This is a genomic window from Vibrio sp. OPT46, assembly GCF_015163535.1.
Taxonomy (GTDB): domain Bacteria; phylum Pseudomonadota; class Gammaproteobacteria; order Enterobacterales; family Vibrionaceae; genus Vibrio; species Vibrio alginolyticus.
On the sequence record NZ_JADDYG010000698.1, the window covers coordinates 5,514 to 24,507 of the forward strand.

The following is an 18,994-nucleotide window of genomic DNA, read 5'->3' on the forward strand; positions in this document are numbered from 1 at the left end:
ATTCGCTTGCGACCACGTCAAGGTGGTCACACACCAATTGCTGGCGCAACACTTGGTTGCTGCTTCCCACTTCTACTGCTTTGCCTAACGCGTTAAACAGAAAATGGTATTGGCGCGCAAATAGATGGTTGAGCAACTCGGATAATCGCGCTAACTCTTGCGGCTGCAAGTTCACTACAGCACCCAACTGATTAAGCTTTTCCGCCAGTGTCACTTCATAATGCCAATAGCGGTGCAGATACAGACGCTCGCCATCGAACATCAGCGGTAAGGCTTCTCCTTGCGCGCCGACCACGGTGGAATTTTTTAATACTTGAATCCAGTCTATGCCTTGCAACTGTGTGTTGAGCGCCAATGCCGACTCACCAAACAGCCCTAGCTTACTGGCTAAATCCGTAGATTGCCCTTGTGCATCGAACAGAGGCAGACAGATATGTCCTTTGCCGAGCTCACTACTGACAACACCCGCGATAAACGCCAATGCTTGGCTGTCCGACGATTCATCATGCGTTTGAGAATCAATAAAACAGGCGAATTGGTAGTCGAGCTGACGAATAGCGCCTTTGTGCGCCAAGCGTTCCAGCACTACCAATAGACTATCTTGGCCAGAATGAAGATTGTGATTTGTCGTCATTAAAGTAGCTCCATCTGCCCGGCTTGAGTTGAGCGCGCTTCAAGTGCTTGACCATCAATCAAACGATCCATCTCTTGTAAGAACTCGAAAGTTGGTTTTGCGGCGAAAATGCCGTGGTCACTCTGCCCATCCATACCGCGCAAGAACAAGTAATACACGCCACCGAAGTGATGATCATATTGATAATTCGCCAATCGGCTGCGTAGGAAACGATGCAGGGCTAACGCATAAATCTGGTACTGCAAATCGTAGCGGTGATCTGCCATCGCCGATTTCAGAGCCTCACCATGGTAGTGCGTCACATCGTCGCCAAGATGATTCGATTTCCAGTCAAGCACGTAGTATTTACCTTGATGTTCAAACACCAAGTCGATAAAACCTTTGAGCATGCCTTGCACGGTTTGGAAACCTAAATCCCCCGCTTTCGCCGACAACGGATCGTGACGTTGAATGACTCGGTTTAACGCCGGTGCAGACAAAACTTCAATCGGCAGCAAAAATTCCATCTCCACCAAACGTTGCGACGGTGCTTTTTGATTCAGCAGCAAAGACTTACCATCCAACGGCGTTGCGAGTACGGTATCAATCAATTGCTGTAAAATGGGTAACCACTCTTCATCGAGCTGTTCGCTTTCCATCAAACCAAGGATGATTTGTGTATTCTCTTCCGTCGCGGCTGGCTGAGTAAATTCAATTTCCTCAAACAGGCTGTGCAGGAACGTACCCGGACGCGCACCACGAGGGAAGGTAAAAATAGAACGCTCTGGCTCCACCAAATCCGCTTCGTCTTGCTCTTCAGATGAGTCGATATCAAAACCTGTAATCTCAATCGTGGCATCATGCTCGGCGTGATGAGAGCCTTGCTTGACCAAGCCAGAATAACTGGTGATGCGCCAGTTTCTGTCGATAGGGTTTTGCAGTTCTTTCGCGCTAAGATCGTGTATTTCTTCTTGTGGCGCTACGTATTTCTCTTCGAGTTGCTGCGGCGGATCGGCTACAACGACACAATCAAGCTCGTCTTGTTGCTTTGTTAACCTTTGGTGCAAATCGTTAATGCCACCTTCTTGACCATTTTGAATCAAATAGCCAATTGCACTTCGGTGTACGCCGGTTGGCTCTTTGGTCGAACGACCATTGCGCAAAGGTGAGGCTCCAATAAAACACGCATACACAGCTCGCGTTAGTGCCACGTATATCAAGCGTAAGTCTTCCGCCAAACGCTCTTTATCCGCTTGCTTCATGGACGCATCGTTGCCAGTGATATCCAGTACCGTACGGTCATTGGCTGCATCGTAATATTTTGCTTCGCTGGCTTCTCGATAGCTGAACACAAACGGCAGAAATACAAGGTCATACTCCAAGCCTTTTGATTTGTGAATAGTTACGATCTGCACTAAGTTACGTTCCGATTCTAAACGTTGGATTTGGTCATCACTGCCACCCAAACCGTTTTCCGCATCACTGATAGACTGAGCGAGCCAACGCAGCAGACCGTGGTCGCTATCCAGTTCATTACTGGCTTGTTGAAGCAGTTCACCGATGTGCATTAAATCGGTAAGTACTCGCTCACCATTCTCACCCTGTGAACTCGCGCCTTCTTCTAGTAATCGCTCGGCAATATGGCGTTTGCTGATCACCGCGCGCAACATCGGTAGCACACCACGTTGAATCCAAAGTTTGCGATATTCTTTGAATTCGTTTACGGCGTTTTCCCACACCACTTCATCGTTATTAAGTGCATCCAAACTTGCTGCGTCGAGGGCAAACAGCTCAGAAGCAAGACTTGCACGCAGCGCACGGTCATTTTCTGGAGTCAGCACCGCTTGCAGCAAACGCTGTAAATCCTGCGCCACTGAACTGGTAAACACACTGTCTCGGTTAGACAGGTACACGCTGGCAATACCTTGGTCTGCTAGCGCTTGTTTGATCATTCGACCTTCGCTACCTGTTCGAACCAACACTGCGATATCGCCCGCTTGAACCGCTTTCTGTTTTTCGCCATTCACCAGACACGCTTGCCCCTGTTGAGCCTGCGTCAAAATAGTTTGGATTTGGCTTGCGGTCGCCTCTGCCATTCGAGTCAAATACTCGCCTTTTGGTAGCGGTTTATCATCCGCTTCTTGCAACCAATAAGTCAGCGCCGGTTGCTTTTGGCCACCCATAGTCCAAATGCGTTTTTCGGCATTGGGACTGTACTTAACGGGTAAGAACGGAATATCTGAATCATAGATAAATGGACTGTCTGGCAAAGCAAATACTTGGTTTACCGCCTGCACCATATCTGCGCTAGAACGCCAGTTGGTTCCTAACGTATAGTGGGCACTTACTTGGTTACGCGCTTTGATATAAGTGAAAATGTCTGCGCCACGAAAGCCATAAATCGCCTGCTTGGGGTCACCGATCATAAACAAACCACATTCCGGGTTGTTCAGATAAATACGGCTGAAAATACTGTATTGAAGCGGGTCGGTATCTTGGAACTCGTCAATCATTGCGACGGGATATAAAGTACGAATACGCGCCGCTAAAAGCTCGCTTTCGTCCGTATCGATAGAAGCAGAAAGTTGCGTCAGCAAATCATCGAAAGAGAGCCACTGTTTTTGATTTTTCGCGTTGGCCAGCATTGCACGACAATGCTCAATCGCATGAGCAAGCAGTGGCGCTTTTAAGCTGATTGGATTGGCAAGAAATGTTTCAATGGCTTCAAATACCGCATGCTGCGGCGCACTGCCTTTCGGTGTTTTTTCCAACAAGACGTTTTGCGCGAATTTCTCCAGCTTGTCTGGATAATCGTAACCTGTAGTTTCCGTTGCAGCCCAAGCGTTTACCGCCTCCAACCACGTCGGCAGAGACTTTTTGGTGTAGCTACGTTTGTTAATATCTGAATCTGAAATCAGCGTTAAGAAGTCATCTTGGCTTTCTCGCCACTGTGCTTTTAATTCATCAATTTTTTTCAAATTTTCAGTATGAAGATCAGCCAAACTGCCTTTCATTGCAGGAACAGAAAGGCTTAACGGCGCACCAGTTAAGTAATTGCTGATGTCAGACAACAACGCAGATGGAGAGCTCCATAGCTGGCGAATTTCCCCAGCCAAGGTAAATGGCAACGGGTAGAAATTGCGGCGCCAGTAATCGGCTACAACTTGCGCTTTTAGGTGACTTTCATCGGTCACAAACTCGTTGTTAAATCGGCTGCCAGATTCAAACGCATTTTGCGTTAGCATACGTTGGCAAAAACCGTGAATGGTGTAGACCGCCGCCTCGTCCATCTGACGCTCTGCCTGCAATAAAATTTCTGCGGCTTGCTTGTGATCGTCAAACTCATTAAGCAAAGGTTGGATCACCGGATCGGAACTCTGTCCACGCGCAAACGCGATTCGCGCATCATGGATTCTTGCCCTGATACGATCGCGTAATTCCGCAGTTGCCGCTTCGGTAAAGGTTACGACCAGAATTTGGTCGACCGTAAGCGGTACGCGATGTCGAGTTTCCGCGCTGCCGTGACCAAGCAAAAGACGCAGATATAAACCTGCAATAGTGAAGGTTTTACCTGTACCTGCTGATGCCTCGATTAACCTCGCACCGTGCAGAGGAAACGTCATCGGTTCTAGTGGCGTTGGTTGAGGCTGCTCTGTGCGGTCTAACGTATGTAGAGGGCACTCTGCACCTGACATTTGATCCATAACGCTGAATCTCTCCGGATTATTTACTAGGACGTATCACCTAATAAATGTGATCTATAGTTAAAAATTCTATTAATATGTTTAACAAGTTGGATAATTTAGAGCTTTGTGAGATCTTTCTCACGGTTATCCATAAGACGTACCGTTAGTATGCGCCCCACGAGATAAGCCAAACCTTTTTGGCGGCACAACTCAAATGAATTAAACAAAAGTATCATGGTCCCTCTGACCTTGTGGCCGTACAGCGAACGCCCTACAAAAAATAATGATTTTCTGGCGGCCACCCTACTCTTCCTTCTCTTTATCCAACTGTCTTTATTACGCTTTTACGTCATCAGCGTCTTGAACCGCTAAGCGCGCACCTTGCAAAACTAATGCTGTCAGCAAACGAACTTCTGAGGCCAACCCATCATTCCAAGCAGGCCAAATTCGAAAGATGTACGCATTATTGCCTTCGCCCGGGCTCATGAAACCATCATTGAATGCGTCAGCCATTTTCTTCAAAGATTTCTCTTCGTCATCGACCCACTGACCACGGCTAAAGCCCGCTTCAACACAAGCCAACGCCGTTTTAGGGAAATAAGGCAAAGGCTTAGTCATGCCTTCGAAGAACAAGCGAACTAATTCAGTCAGTAGCTGTTTGGCATACTGCGCATCGGCAATGTCTGGGTAGATCAAATGCAGCGCGCCTTCTTTACGATCGTAGCCAATCAGATGAGTTTTCTTGGCATAACCCGACGCCGACATGGCAAGGTGATCGATCCACGCAGCCAGGTAATCTTGCGCTCGAATCTTACCGCTTCGGTAGCGAATCAAACCGGATTGGTAGCATTGAGTCAGCCAACCAATCAGGCGAACGTTTTTCTCTTCGCCTTCATTTCGCTCAAACAAAGAGTCAAACGTCAGGTCGATTTCCAAATCGTCTTGAGGCGCACCAGATAAAAACGCCAGTTTGTCCACCAGCTCTTCCGCCTGAACTCGGTTGGTTTCAAACTCGATATCACCAAACGCCCCCACCGGCAGTTTGCCTTGCGCGCGCTGTTGACTCATAAAGTGTTTAAGCACCTCTGCTTTTTTCTCTGGCTGCGTCAATGTCGTTTCAAGTAAGGTTTCTAACAGCTCATCACGCATTTGATAGCTTTCCAAACCACCTAAAACAAAGGGTTCGTCGTCTTCCATCACCGGTAGTGGCGGTTCAAAGATTACTTTTAAACGACGATTGAAAAAATACTGCACAGGTAAGCGCCAGAAACGTTGCAACTCGACTAAGTCGAGCTCAAGTGGGAACGTCGCTCCTAACATATAGTCGTCTAATGCCCGATTAAAATCACGACGAACATAGCCTTGCGATTGACTACTTTGAGTCAATGCCGCTGGAATCCACTCTTTCGCGTAGCTGGCGTGCATGCCTTGGAACGCACTTGGGCTAAACGGCACCATAGCGTGGGCATTCACCAACGCATTTAATAAGTTGTCGCCAGACTCATCAACGGGCAACGCTTCATCACCACTTAAACAATAGTTTTGGTGGCAGTATTCCATCAGCTCAGAAACCAGAACCGAAGGTACTCGCTCGGTGTTGTCTTGGATTGAACGGCCAACATAACTGATGTAGAGCGTTTGCTGTGCAGACAACATCGCTTCGAGGAATAGGTAACGGTCATCATCTCGGCGCGAACGGTCGCCCGGCTTGGTTCTTCCCGTCATCAAGTCAAAACCTTCTGGCGGCATAGAACGCGGGTACACGCCGTCATTCATCCCCAGTAGACATACGGTTCTAAACGGAATAGAGCGCATCGGCATCAGGGTACAAAAGTTCACTTGACCAGCCAGGAAGCGCTGACTGACTCGTGTGCCAGATAATTTGTTTTGAAGATATTGGCTGATGATCGACGGCGATAACGCATCATCAAATGCGGCATCAGCTAATTGCTCTTTGAGTTGGCTGAGCGTATCGCGAATGGATTTGAGCGCCATTTCGCCCTCTAACTCAACTGAGAAGAAGTCATCCAGCAGTAAAACTAAAGTCTCTCGCCAACCATCAATAGTCTGAACATGAGAAAGTTTGCTGCGATAAGTGCTAATTTGTTGGATAAAGTGTGCCAACTTGCCCGCAAGCTCTGCACCCATGCCTTGCACTTCGTTGTACGGAGATAAACTGCCTTGCTCGGTTTCAAACAAACCTGCGGATTCTGGCATCGCGTAGCCAAGCAACATGCGTTGAATACCAAATTGCCATGTGTTTTGACGGGTTTCCGGCAGTTCAAATTCGCGTCCGGTATTGGCATCCAACCCCCAGCGAATTCCCGATTCTTCAACCCATTGTTTGGCTTGTAAGAAATCATCTTCGCTGAGTTCAAAACGCTTTAATATCGCCGGAGTTTCCAGAAGTTCGAGTAGTTCTGATGCCAAACAGCGCGTATTGGGTAAGTTCACCAACTGCATAAATGCGGCCAGAATTGGGCTCTCTTGATCGGCGGTTCGGTCAGAAATCGAATAGGGAATAAAACGCTCACCCGGTGCGTTACCAAAGACCGCCTGAATCGCAGGGCTGTAAGCGTTGATGTCCGCGACCATCACGATAATATCGCGCGGTTTTAACGTTGGGTCAGCATCGAACATCGCCAATAGTTGATCATGCAGCACTTCCACTTCACGCATCGGGCTGTGGCAAGCGTGCAGGCTGAGTGATTTATCACCCAAGCGAACCACTTGTTTGTGATGACTGTTTTCAATCTGTTGGTCATCTTGATGTTCTTCAAGATTGAGAATATCCGCTTGCAATTGATGGAGTAGACTGTCGCGCTCAACATCAACAAACGCTTCAATTTCATGAGACTCCAGCTGAGACAACAAATACATATTGTCGCGCCCGAGTTTACCCATGGATGCCAACAGACTGTTTCCGACCACATCGGTGTGCAGCTCATCGATCACATTATCTTCCAGTGATCCTTTCAGTTGCTCAGTTTCACCTTGCACTTCCGAGTGATCGTCCTGCCACACAACGTGCTGACGATGTTTCGCCGCCAAACGAGCCAGATATTTGCGATCTCGAACTTCACCCCAGTAATAACGACACGGGTTGGTGAACATCAGATGCACGTCGATGTGTTCACCAATTGCTTTTAGCGCATCCATATAGCGAGGCGGCAACGAAGAAATGCCAAAAACAAACAAACGCTTGGGTAAATGGTCAAAATTGCCGTTAAAACTCTCTAACGTGTCGATAAAGTGCTCATAAAGGTTGGCACGGTGATATGGAGACTGTCCTAATGACACAGTGTGATCATACAACGCTTGCCATAAGATCGGCTGCCACGGATGCTCATCTTCCAGCTCTGGCACACTCTGCCCTGCTTCCCAACTTGCGATCCACTCCGGACGATACACCAAGTAACCATCGAAAATATCGGCAATTTTCTCAGCCAGTTGATACAGCTTAGAGTGATCACTGTCATCTTTGAGGTACTGCGCTAACGGCGAAAACACGTCTTGGTTGAGAAGCCCCGGCAGCAGATGCATCAACTTCCAAGTCATCGCTTCTTTGTTAAACGCACTGCGTTTTGGCACGTCTGGCAACACCTGCGTAAACATTTCCCAAATGAAGGTAGCAGGAAGCGGAAAATCAATGTTCGCGGCAACACCAAACTCTTTGGCCAATTCCATTTTTAGCCACTGGGACATGCCCGGACTTTGAACCAGAATTTGTTCTTTTTCGAACGGGTTTTCCAGCGGACTGATTCGAATCAGTTCGACAAGGAGTGATTTAAGAACGTCAACTTGGTTGGAGTGATAAACAGTAAACAAATTGGGAATACCGAGCGCCGATTGAAACTGTTAGCTAGCTTAGCACAGCCCCATTTAAACCCGCAGTGATCTCGCGTTCGGAAAAAACAAAAGGTTATATATCACTCAAATAGAGTATGAATCTTCTGAATTTTCACATGTCAATCAAGTCTGACACTTCCATACAAAATGTGACATTCGTCGCAACTATTCCATAATAAAAAACACTGTTTTATACTCCCTCTACCCATAATTTATAAACAAACAAAAAGTATGTTTCGCAAACTGTCTTCCAACAGCGCTTGGCTGATTGCTTTTTTTGCTTGCTTTGCAGTGTACCTGTCGATCGCTTGTTATCCTTTTGTGTTGTCTAACAATCAGAATGAACCGCTAACCTTGTTGCAAGGTTACTATTTGGTTTCGACTCAATATGGCTGGCTGGGCTTGATCGCTCTTCCATTTATGTTGTTGAGTTTATTGCTCTCTTTTCTACCGACTCGAGTATTCAAAGGCATCGTGATCGCTATCGCGATCTGTCTATTGATTATGTTTAAAGTCGATATTCTCGTTTTTCAGCAATACAAACTTCACATCAACGCTCTATTAATCCGTATGTTTTTCGAAGGTGGTGATGATGTCTTCGATATTTCGTGGATGAGTTGGCTAATCTTCATCAGTGAAATTGCCGTTCTGGTGATCGGGCTCGCTTGTACCGTTTGGGTAAGTAATCAACTGGCACAAAGCCGAGCTAAGTTCGTTTTGATCAGCGTCTGGTTTGCTGTATTGCTTAGCACGCAGATGATTCATGCGTACAAAAACGCACTTTACGACGATGAAGTCAGTCAGTTTTCGAATAACTGGCCACTTTACTACCCGCTGACGGCTCGTAAATTTATTTACAAACACGACCTAGTGGATGAGAACATTGCATCGAAGAACCGCGTAGAGTTAACCAACATTGAACGTAGCTCACTCAACTACCCGCTTGCGCCGATTCAAGTGCAAAGCAAAGAGAAACAGCCCAATGTTTTGTTTATCTTGGTTGACGCGTGGCGCTACAGTGATGCGACGCCGGAAGTCATGCCAAATGTCAGCAAGTTCGCCGAAAAAACGGTGAATTTCACACAACATATGAGCGGCGGCAACTCAACTCAAGCGGGTATTTTCAGCCTGTTTTACAGCTTGCCAGCGACCTACTGGGAAAGCTTTTACGCAAGTCAACGCTCTCCTGTGTTTATGGATACGCTGCAAGCAGAAGGCTACCGCATGGGCATTTTTGGCTCAGCACCGCTCACCAGCCCGCCACTTTCTCGCACGGTATTCAAAAAAGTGTCGGACTTGACCCTGAAACAAACTGGAGAAACAACTGTCGAGCGCGATCAGCAGATAACAGACAAGTTCATCGAGTTCCAAAAGCAGGACAGCGACAAGCCGTACTTTGGTTTTCTGTTCTACGATGCCGCCCACGGCACGGTGTTTCCTGAACCTGAATTTGCGAAATTCAAACCATACTGGGAACGCGTTGACCACATTTTGCTCAACAACGATTTTGACGCTTCGCTTTACCACAATCGATACAAGAACTCGTTGTACTACATCGACAGCTTGATTGGTGATGTGCTGAAAAATGTCGACTTAGACAACACCATTGTGGTGATTTCATCAGATCATGGTGAAGAGTTTAACGACCATAAGATGAACTATTGGGGCCACACGGGTAACTACAGTGACGTTCAAGTACATGTGCCTCTTTACGTGTACATGCCAAATCGTCAGCCAGAGCAAGTTGATTACCGCACGACCCATTTTGACGTCGTGCCAACCATGATGAATACGCTGTTTGACGTTCAAGGCACAACGAGTTCATACAGCGTTGGTCATAACTTGTTTGATAGCTCTGCCTCTCGCGATTGGTATATTGCAGGCAGCTACTACAACTATGCATTGGTCGGCAAAGAACTGATGCTTGTGGTCAACCCTGGCGGGCACTCTCAGCAACTGAATCGCCAGTTAAAAGTCGAGAAAGAACAGAAAATTCCTGTCGATATCATTCGTCATTCTCTGGATGAGATGTCGCGATTTTACAAAAAAGGCTAGTGTCCAACATCGACGCCGATTGAAATAAAAAAGCCTCTTGGTTGTAAGACCAAGAGGCTTTTTCCTATCTGCTATTTAAGCGTGATGAGCGTGCATCAAGCGTGGCTGAATCAATAAGTTGTTGATGTATTGTAAAGCCACATAAGAGACAACAAATGTTGCCACAATCAACTCAAGACCAGCTAAGCCTCGCACTTGTTGAACATAGTGCGCAGCCAATCCTTGCAACTCCATCCAATTCGCCATTTTAAACAGCGCCGTCGCACCGATCACCATCGGGAAGGTAAACGCTGCATAGCCTGGGCTAAATGGCAGTCTAAGCAATTTAAAGAACGCGAGATATATGATGGCTGTCATCAATACCGCGATACCAAATAGCATAGCGATGATCACTGGTGATGGTGTCGCAGTGACCGTTAAGTACCCTGCCAATGATAGACTTGCTGGCGCCGCCATAATTGCCATGGTTGGTTTTGCTGCATCCGGAATTTCATGGGTAAACATGAAACGGTAAATCATCATCGGCAACATGATCGCGTACGCCACCATACCAAACATCAATGCACCTTGTGCCACTGGTGCTAACATAGGGTTGCCAGAGAAAGACACATCCGCAACGATGATACCCACAGGCGGTACAAACCAACTAGGAACCATGTGGTGCAATTCAAAATCTTTGGCGCGATGGTAAACAAAGCTCACCAAGAATACGATGTGCAAAACCACCGCAATCAGCCAAAGCGCATCGCCAGCTAATGGGTAAAAATGGCCGAGAGAGTTCGATACCACCATAGTGCCCATCGCAAATGTCGGAACCACGCTGCCCACAACCGGATGAGCAAGATCTTGTCTCAATAGATGATTATGTAGCAAAAACTTGGTTGCCAATATAGCCAACAATATGCTCGCGATACCCGCACTAATCCACTGTCCGTAGCCATGTAATTCGGCGAAGTTTTCCCAACTCCAGCCCAAGCTTGCAATACCAAGAGCCAAACCCGCCATTGGAGTTGGCGCTCCCATTACTTTTGCTTTTGTTCTTTGAATCATGATGACCTCAACCAGACTCACTCTTGATGAGACGTATAATACGCTTGCACTTCGTTCCGATATATCTAATTATTTAAAACAAACGTTCAGAATTACTTAACGGCGGGGTATGGCAAGTCACATTTCTCTTAAACAACTGAAAGTGTTTACGACGATCACGCAGCACAAAACGCTCACAGCGGCTTCTGATAGTCTCTTTTTATCGAAAGCCGCAGTGAGCATGGCACTCTCAGAATTAGAAAAGCAGATCGGCCATCACTTATTTGATCGTGTTAATAACCGACTGATTTTGAACCAAGAAGGTCAAAAACTACTGCCACTGGCGGATGAATTACTCAACCGAGCCAAGGACATCGAGAGCATTTTCGATGGTGACCAAGCGCTATCGGGCCAACTTCGCATTGGTGCCAGCGACACCATTGGCAACCAAGTCGCGCCCTATTTGCTTAGCGAATTTCGTCAGCAAACGAACCATCGTTCTCAAAGTCTGTTCATTTCTAACTCCGCACAAATCTGCGACATGCTGACCGATTACGAGTTAGACATAGCCCTCATTGAAGGCAAAACACTTCACCCTGAATTGCAGTCTACCCAGTTTAGCGAAGATGAAATGTGCGTGATTTGCGCGCCCAATTCCCCAGCCGCGCACGAAGGGCCAGTAAACTTAACCGAGCTAGAAAACAGTGAATGGATATTGCGAGAGGCAGGCTCTGGTTCACGCGAATTTTTTATGCGCGTTGTCGCGCCGCGCTTGGAACATTGGCATGAAGCTTTTCAGCTCAATACCACCGAAGCGTTGATCAACTCAGTATCGGCAGGGTTAGGCTTGGGCTGTTTGTCACGTTTGTCTGCAGAACCTGCTATTCGTGACGGCCGCGTAAAACTGCTCGACATGCCTTTAGATATGAAACGTCGCTTCTGGTTACTGGTTCATAAAGAGAAATATCAAAGCCCATTGCTCAAAACGTTTATCGAATTTTGCCAAGATTGGGAGCGACCAACAAACCTTCCTTTGGCGGACAAATCCGCAAAGTGAAACCAAGATAGTTTAAATGCTAGTCAGTTAGTTGTACGTGTCTCTCATTCTGAGGCTTGTCGCTAGACTTGATTGGTCAAAAACTGTATAAAAAGCCAGTATCAATACACCAAATTAGGGGACCAACCATGGCTGTAATCGTCAAGTACGTGGTAGAACGCAATGGAGAAGAGAAAATGACTTTTACCTCTAAAGCGGAAGCTGACGCATACGACAAAATGCTGGATATGGCAGACGAGTTATTCTCACTGCTGGGTAAAAGTGAACTTCTAGAAGACGAAGGTAAGCAAGAAGATCTTGCAATGTTCCTTGCGCAAAACAAAGAAGAAGTGCTTTACGCTCTTGGTGCAAAACGTAAACCTGCACCAAAAAAAGCAAAGAAGCTTGAAGCTGTTGAAGAAGATAGCGAGCAAGAAGACGCTGCATAAGCCTCTTATTTGTTTAGAAAAAACGTCGCATTATGCGGCGTTTTTTTATTCCTTCCGTTTATCTCCATATATCTCTGAGAATATAAAGAACCGATTTAATATCCCAAATTGCTCTAAATTTCATGTTGCGGATTAGTGTGACTTAGATCTAGTCTAAATGGGTCCGGTGATGGGGTGCCACCGGAATCGAAAGATTCGAACCGCTGTTAAAGCTAATGACTCCTACAGAAACGAAAACAGGTCAGCCCTGTTGGAAGTGCTTTCGCTTATGTTGTGAAAGCGAGAGTTCTGTAGTGAGCAATTCAACTCTTCTCCAACCCCGCACCTGTTTTCTCAAAAATTAAAAAGATATCCAAAATAGTTGTTAACTCAACAAGGCGACAAACGCATGAACCTCCTGAACATAGTTTTCTATTTGATGGAGCGAATAAGAGCAGTCAACGCCGTTGGGACTGACAAATAGGCTGGATATCGTACACTGGGAAAACATTATGCAATATTCACACGAAATCCAATCAATGTGCCCGATTCAACGCGGCGAGCTTCATGCATCTGCACCGATCCCTGTTGAAGGCGCAATGATCAATCCAAAAGACGTTATCGCGATTTCTGGTCTTAGCCACGGAGTTGGCGCTTGTGCTCCTCAACAAGGCGCAGCAAAACTGACCCTTAACGTCAAAAACGGCATCATCGAAGAAGCTTTGATCGAAACGATCGGCTGTTCAGGCATGACTCAATCAGCCGCGATGGCCGCAGAAATCCTAACAGGCAAAACCATTCTTGAAGCACTGAATACCGATTTGGTATGTGATGCTATCAACGTCGCGATGCGCGAAATCTTCCTTCAATTTGTTTACGGTCGTACTCAATCTGCTTTCTCTGAAGGCGGCTTGGAAATTGGTGCGGCACTGGAAGACCTCGGTCAAACTCAACGCAGCCAAGTGGGTACTAGCTACTCAACCAAAGCAAAAGGCGTGCGTTACATGGAATTGGCTGAAGGTTACGTAACAAAACTCGCACTAGACGAAAACAAAGAAGTGATTGGTTACCAATATCTCAACCTAGGCAAGATGATGAAAGCCATCAACGAAGGCGTATCTGCAGCAGAAGCCGCAGACAAAGCAACGGGGACTTACGGTCGTTTTGACGAAGCCGTATCTACCATCAACCCACGCCAACAATAATTGCCACCAAGAGGAAAGAGATTATGAACACTCCAATTACTGAATCTGTACGTCGCACATTAGACGAAATGCAACTTTCTTCTCTGGAAGAGGCTTACCAATACTGTATGGATCGTGGTATCGACCCTAAAGCGCTGGTGATGGACACTCAACCTATCGCGTTTGAAAGCGCTGCCGATGCCTACACACTGGGTACTGCTTTGGCGATTTTCCGCGGTGCAAAAACAGCAGAAGAAGCTGCAAACATCATCGGTGAAGGCCTTCAAGCCTGCACAAAACCTGGCAGCGTCGCAGAGCAACGCCAAGTGGGTATCGGTCACGGTGCATTGGCGGCTCGTCTACTGAATGAAGAAAGTGGCTGTTTCGCTTTCCTTACCGGTCATGAGTCATTCGCAGCGGCAGAAGGCGCAATCAAAATCGCATTGAACGTCAACAAATCACGCAAAAATCCGTTGAAAGTGATCCTGAACGGTTTGGGTAAAGACGCCGCTTACCTAATCTCACGCATCAATGGTTTCACTTACGTACGTACTCAATACAACTACCAAACTGGTGAGTTAGTGGAAGTAGAACGTCGCCGTTTCTCCCAAGGTCCACGTGGTGAGATCCTTTGCTACGGTGCAGACGATGTGCGTGAAGGCGTGGCTATCATGCATAAAGAACAAGTGGATGTGAGCATCACAGGTAACTCAACCAACCCGACTCGCTTCCAACACCCTGTAGCAGGTATCTACAAAGCGGAACGTAACCGTGAAGGCATGCCTTACTTCTCTGTGGCATCAGGTGGTGGTACTGGTCGTACTCTACACCCGGATAATGTGGCGGCAGGTCCTGCATCCTACGGTATGACCGATACCATGGGTCGCATGCACGCCGATGCGCAATTCGCGGGTAGCTCTTCAGTACCTGCACACGTAGCAATGATGGGCTTCATCGGTATGGGCAATAATCCAATGGTAGGGGCAACGGTTGCACTTGCAGTAGAGGTCGGCGAGCTAAGCCTCTAAGTCGATTTATCGCTTTACTATCCAAAGCCAGTAAATCCAACAAACCCAGTGTAGGGGGAGTGACTTCGGTCCTCCCCTTATTTTTGCTATACCCCCTTCTCCAACTTCACTGTGTCTTTACCCCAAACCGGTCTGAGAAGGCTTTTGCGACACATTTCTCATCAGACAAACATATCTCTAAAAAGACAAAAAGTATCCATCTACAGACTTTATCTATTTCCCCTCTTTAAACTCCCTAATACTCTCTTTATGATGACTGACAACTTAATTATTTCTTGTCAGTGAACAGACGAGACACAAGACTCAACACATGGAGATCAACTATGGCTTTCTTCTCTCTAGCCTTTGGTACGGCAACTAAAAACCGCGACGGCAAAATCATCGAAGCGTTTTTCCCAAACCCAGTTCTTAACCCAAGCGAAGCGCTTGTTAACGCACTAGCAGCAGTAGCAGGTTACGAGCAAGGCAACCAAGCTATCGAGATCTCTGCAGCACAAAGCGCAGAACTGGCAGCAGCATTTGAAGCAAACGGCGATGCGGCAAACGCATCTTTCGCAGCAAAAGCAGCAGAATCAGCACAACCACTTGTACTGGTTATCCTTGCAACTGACGAACAACCACAAAGCGTTGCTGAAGGCTTCCTAAAGCTTCAACTTATCTCTAACCGCCTAGTTCAACCACACGGCACGGTACTAGACGGCATCTTCGGTCTACTGCACAACATCGCATGGACTAACGAAGGTCCAATCGATCTACCTGAACTAGCAGAGCGTCAAATTGAAGCTCGCCTAGCGGGTCGTGCACTAAGCGTAGATTGCGTAGACAAGTTCCCTAAAATGGTGGACTACGTGGTACCAACTGGCGTTCGTATCGCTGATACTTCTCGCGTACGTCTTGGCGCACACGTTGGCGAAGGCACAACAGTAATGCACGAAGGCTTCATCAACTTCAACGCGGGTACAACAGGCGTAAGCATGGTTGAAGGTCGTATCTCTGCTGGCGTAGTGGTTGGTAACGGCTCTGACATCGGCGGCGGCGCATCTATCATGGGTACGCTATCTGGCGGCGGTAAAGTTGTGGTTTCTATCGGTGAAAACTCTCTACTAGGCGCGAACGCAGGTCTTGGTTTCCCAATGGGTGACCGTTGTACTATCGAATCAGGTCTGTACGTAACTGCTGGTTCTAAAGTGCGCATGCTAGATTCTGCTGGTCAAGAAGTCGAAGTGGTGAAAGCCCGCGATCTTGCTGGTGTTTCTGACCTACTGTTCCGTCGTAACTCTGTAACAGGTCAAATCGAATGTCTTGCTAACAAGAGCGCGGTTGAACTGAACAGCGAACTGCATAAAAACAACTAATTCATTCGTGAATTAGCCCTACGAAAAATCCCCCAGCAGGAAACTGTTGGGGGATTTTTTAGCTTAAAGCAAAATGCGTGAGTGAGTGCTGATTACTGATTTAAAAAGCTGACCGCTTTATCTGGGAAATCAGTAAACAAACCATCCACTTTTACTTGGTTATAGTACACATCCATCATGCCTTCAAAGCTGTCAGTGTACGCGGGAATGCGTCCTGGATCGGCGCGGAACGTGTATGGATGCACTTGCAAGCCAGCGTCTTTTGCAGCCTTCATCAACGGCTTGATGATGATATTGTCTTTAGTTGACTTATCATCCACCAGCATCGGCTTCCAAGGTCCAATTCCTTCCGCGTAACTCGCTACTTTCTTCATTCCGTCGGCTTCGAACATCCAGTCATAACTGTATGGTGTTGCCTTGTCGCCTTTGTACACCATAGTTTCGTTCCAGTCCGTGTAAGCCATAAGCTGAACGAGCTTTAAGTCCATGTCCATTGCAGGCATAAGTTCACTGTTGATGCGTTGAAGTTCATTCGCATCAAAACACTGAAGGTAGACTTTGTCGTCTTGAGAGCCGTAACCGTACTGCTTCAAGACTTTAAGTACTGCTTTAGAAATGTCCTTACCTTCATGACGATGGAACCAAGGCGCTTTAATTTCTGGGTAAATACCGATGTCATAACCCAGCGTTTTGTTTAAGCCTTGGATCAGCTCAATCTCTTCAGCAAACGTCGGCACGGTGAAATCAGATTTCCACATAGGGAATCGGGTTGGATAGCCCGCTACTTTGTTGCCTTTCTCATCGATGTTGAACCCTTCGGTAACTCGCAAGGATTTGATTTCCGCCAGAGTGAAATCAATCGCGTAATAACGACCATCTTTACGTGCACGATCAGGAAAACGCTCCGCAACATCCGTTACGCGATCGAGATAATGGTCATGCAACACGACCAACTGGTCGTCTTTCGTCATTACCACATCTTGCTCTATGTAGTCAGGTTTCATTGCGTAAGCAAGTGCTTTGGCTTCTAGCGTGTGCTCAGGCAAGTAGCCCGATGCGCCACGGTGCGCAATGACAAGCGGCTTCGCAATCGCACCAGCAGAGAGGCTAAGTGCTAAAAAAGTAAGACATACTGACTTTGTTTTCATTGTTATTTCCTTGATAAAGCGAAGAGGCAGTATTCCACTGCCTCTTTAAATAAATATTACGCTAGCGCTTCCTTCTCGCGCTCTTTTTGCTCGTGGTGCGCACGTTCACCTAAGAAGGCGTACATCAAACACACGATAGAAGTAATACAAGAACCCACTAAGATGATAAAGCCACCATCCCAGCCAAAGTGGTCTACGGTGTAGCCCAAAATCGCGTTTGCGGCAACTGCCCCACCCAGGTATCCAAACAAACCAGTAAGACCAGCGGCAGTACCTGCGGCTTTCTTCGGAGCGAGTTCAAGTGCGTACAAACCGATCAGCATAACCGGACCATAGATTAGGAAGCCAATTGCAATAAGCGCCATCATATCTACTGTTGGGTTGCCCGCAGGGTTAAACCAATAAACCATCACTGCAACTGTCACTAGCACCATAAATAAGATACCAGCAGGTGCACGACGACCTTTGAACAATTTGTCAGAGATCCAACCACACAATAGTGTTCCTGGAATGCCAGCCCATTCGTACAAGAAATAAGCCCATGACGATTTATCTACCGAGAAATCCTTCGCTTCTTTTAGGTAAACAGGTGCCCAGTCCAGTACGCCGTAACGAATTAGGTAAACAAATGCGTTTGCAATTGCAATCGACCAAAGAAGTTTGTTGTTGAAGACGTATTTGAAGAAGATTTCCTTCGCTGTCATTTCTTGTTCATGGGACTTGTCATAGTCATCTGGGTAATCGTCTTTGTATTCTTCAATAGGAGGCAGACCACAAGACTGAGGGGTATCGCGAACCGTCATCCAAACAAACACAGCAACCAACGTGGCGAAAAATGCAGGAACATAAAATGCAGTGCGCCAATCATCGTTAAATGCCCACAGGCCAAGAATAAATAGTGGACCAATCAAGCCACCACCCACGTTGTGCGCCACGTTCCAAACCGAAACGATCTCACCACGCTCTTTACGTGACCACCAGTGCACCATGGTTCGGCCACAAGCAGGCCACCCCATCCCTTGGAACCAACCGTTTAAGAAAAGCAAAATGAACATCGCAGTGACGCTACCAGTCGCCCATGGCATAAAGCCAAAGCAAAACATCACTAATGCAGACATCAATAGGCCGCCACTAAGGAAATAGCGAGGGTTGGAGCGGTCTGAAACGCTGCCCATTAGAAACTTAGAGAGACCATATGCAATGGAAACAGCTGCCAAGGCGACACCTAAGTCTCCGCGGCTAAAGCCTTGCTCGATAAGATAAGGCATCGCCAAACTGAAGTTTTTACGAACTAGATAGTAACCGGCGTAGCCAACAAAGATACCGATAAAGAGTTGCCAACGGAGGCGAGAGTAGGTGCTATCGATGCTGCCAGGGGACAGACGATCAATGTGCGCCTTAGGTTTGAATATTCCAAACATAGGAACCTCATTATTTTGTATGCGATGGTAAAACACAAAAGGAGCGAACGAAACAAAATAAATATTCGTTCGAAAGTTCATGAATTGTATGGAGTTAGGATTTTATTTCTGTGACAAATGTTGCACATGGATTAAATATAAGTAAATACAGTAAATTATATG

General features: G+C 46.9%; 11 protein-coding genes, 1 pseudogene and 1 riboswitch. Of the genes and pseudogenes, 6 read left to right on the forward strand and 6 right to left on the reverse strand.

The genetic code is table 11. The features are described 5' to 3' along the window. The 3 genes and pseudogenes from IQR33_RS34345 to recC form a co-directional block, all read right to left on the reverse strand. Positions 1-634 (reverse strand): annotated as a pseudogene (locus IQR33_RS34345) (exodeoxyribonuclease V subunit alpha); the annotation flags it as partial. Then, complete coding sequence (gene recB / locus IQR33_RS25385; protein WP_193838129.1) at positions 634-4,308, reverse strand: exodeoxyribonuclease V subunit beta; 3,675 nt, start codon at positions 4,306-4,308, stop codon at positions 634-636. The gene recB and the pseudogene IQR33_RS34345, both read right to left, overlap by 1 nt. 327 nt (positions 4,309-4,635) lie before the next feature. Continuing rightward, positions 4,636-8,127, reverse strand: a complete 3,492-nt coding sequence (gene recC / locus IQR33_RS25390) for an exodeoxyribonuclease V subunit gamma (RefSeq protein WP_193838111.1) — start codon at positions 8,125-8,127, stop codon at positions 4,636-4,638. A 252-nt stretch (positions 8,128-8,379) separates the two neighbouring features. On the opposite strand from recC, the gene IQR33_RS25395 reads away from it, so the two are divergent. Next, complete coding sequence (locus IQR33_RS25395; protein ID WP_033905554.1) at positions 8,380-10,203, forward strand: DUF3413 domain-containing protein; 1,824 nt, start codon at positions 8,380-8,382, stop codon at positions 10,201-10,203. 75 nt (positions 10,204-10,278) lie between these two features. On the opposite strand, the gene IQR33_RS25400 is transcribed toward IQR33_RS25395, so the two are convergent. After that, positions 10,279-11,253, reverse strand: a complete 975-nt coding sequence (locus IQR33_RS25400) for a TDT family transporter (protein WP_017636010.1) — start codon at positions 11,251-11,253, stop codon at positions 10,279-10,281. 109 nt (positions 11,254-11,362) lie between these two features. Here IQR33_RS25400 and IQR33_RS25405 point away from each other — a divergent pair, with 109 nt between their 5' ends. From IQR33_RS25405 to dapD, 5 genes are all read left to right on the forward strand, one after another. Next, on the forward strand, positions 11,363-12,289 hold the full coding sequence (locus IQR33_RS25405; protein WP_017636009.1) for a LysR substrate-binding domain-containing protein: 927 nt from the start codon (positions 11,363-11,365) through the stop codon (positions 12,287-12,289). A 128-nt stretch (positions 12,290-12,417) separates the two neighbouring features. Beyond that, positions 12,418-12,717, forward strand: a complete 300-nt coding sequence (locus IQR33_RS25410; RefSeq protein ID WP_005380208.1) for a YebG family protein — start codon at positions 12,418-12,420, stop codon at positions 12,715-12,717. A gap of 156 nt (positions 12,718-12,873) precedes the next feature. Then, a riboswitch (Fluoride riboswitch) is annotated at positions 12,874-12,949 on the forward strand. Positions 12,950-13,208: 259 nt separating this feature from the next. Then, entirely contained in the window at positions 13,209-13,901 is a 693-nt protein-coding gene (locus IQR33_RS25415; protein WP_193838112.1) for an iron-sulfur cluster assembly scaffold protein, read from the forward strand. Positions 13,902-13,924: 23 nt separating this feature from the next. After that, the gene (locus tag IQR33_RS25420; protein WP_193838113.1) at positions 13,925-14,908 is read left to right on the forward strand and encodes a GGGtGRT protein; all 984 of its coding nucleotides are present in this window, start codon (positions 13,925-13,927) and stop codon (positions 14,906-14,908) included. 323 nt (positions 14,909-15,231) lie between these two features. Further along, entirely contained in the window at positions 15,232-16,263 is a 1,032-nt protein-coding gene (gene dapD / locus IQR33_RS25425) for a 2,3,4,5-tetrahydropyridine-2,6-dicarboxylate N-succinyltransferase (protein WP_005391708.1), read from the forward strand. A gap of 92 nt (positions 16,264-16,355) precedes the next feature. On the opposite strand, the gene glpQ is transcribed toward dapD, so the two are convergent. Beyond that, on the reverse strand, positions 16,356-17,411 hold the full coding sequence (gene glpQ / locus IQR33_RS25430; RefSeq protein WP_005380201.1) for a glycerophosphodiester phosphodiesterase: 1,056 nt from the start codon (positions 17,409-17,411) through the stop codon (positions 16,356-16,358). Between the two features lie 56 nt (positions 17,412-17,467). Further along, positions 17,468-18,832: a glycerol-3-phosphate transporter gene (gene glpT, locus IQR33_RS25435; RefSeq protein ID WP_005380199.1), complete on the reverse strand. Its 1,365-nt coding sequence runs from the start codon at positions 18,830-18,832 to the stop codon at positions 17,468-17,470. Between the last annotated feature and the right edge of the window lie 162 nt (positions 18,833-18,994).

Excerpts from the sequence above, each read along its gene's own strand:
- recB (WP_193838129.1), bottom strand. The coding sequence starts at position 4,308 with ATGTCAGGTGCAGAGTGCCCTCTACATACGTTAGACCGCACAGAGCAG.
- IQR33_RS25395 (WP_033905554.1), top strand. The coding sequence starts at position 8,380 with ATGTTTCGCAAACTGTCTTCCAACAGCGCTTGGCTGATTGCTTTTTTT.
- IQR33_RS25400 (WP_017636010.1), bottom strand. The coding sequence starts at position 11,253 with ATGATTCAAAGAACAAAAGCAAAAGTAATGGGAGCGCCAACTCCAATG.
- IQR33_RS25405 (WP_017636009.1), top strand. The coding sequence starts at position 11,363 with ATGGCAAGTCACATTTCTCTTAAACAACTGAAAGTGTTTACGACGATC.
- IQR33_RS25410 (WP_005380208.1), top strand. The coding sequence starts at position 12,418 with ATGGCTGTAATCGTCAAGTACGTGGTAGAACGCAATGGAGAAGAGAAA.
- IQR33_RS25415 (WP_193838112.1), top strand. The coding sequence starts at position 13,209 with ATGCAATATTCACACGAAATCCAATCAATGTGCCCGATTCAACGCGGC.
- IQR33_RS25420 (WP_193838113.1), top strand. The coding sequence starts at position 13,925 with ATGAACACTCCAATTACTGAATCTGTACGTCGCACATTAGACGAAATG.
- dapD (WP_005391708.1), top strand. The coding sequence starts at position 15,232 with ATGGCTTTCTTCTCTCTAGCCTTTGGTACGGCAACTAAAAACCGCGAC.
- glpQ (WP_005380201.1), bottom strand. The coding sequence starts at position 17,411 with ATGAAAACAAAGTCAGTATGTCTTACTTTTTTAGCACTTAGCCTCTCT.
- glpT (WP_005380199.1), bottom strand. The coding sequence starts at position 18,832 with ATGTTTGGAATATTCAAACCTAAGGCGCACATTGATCGTCTGTCCCCT.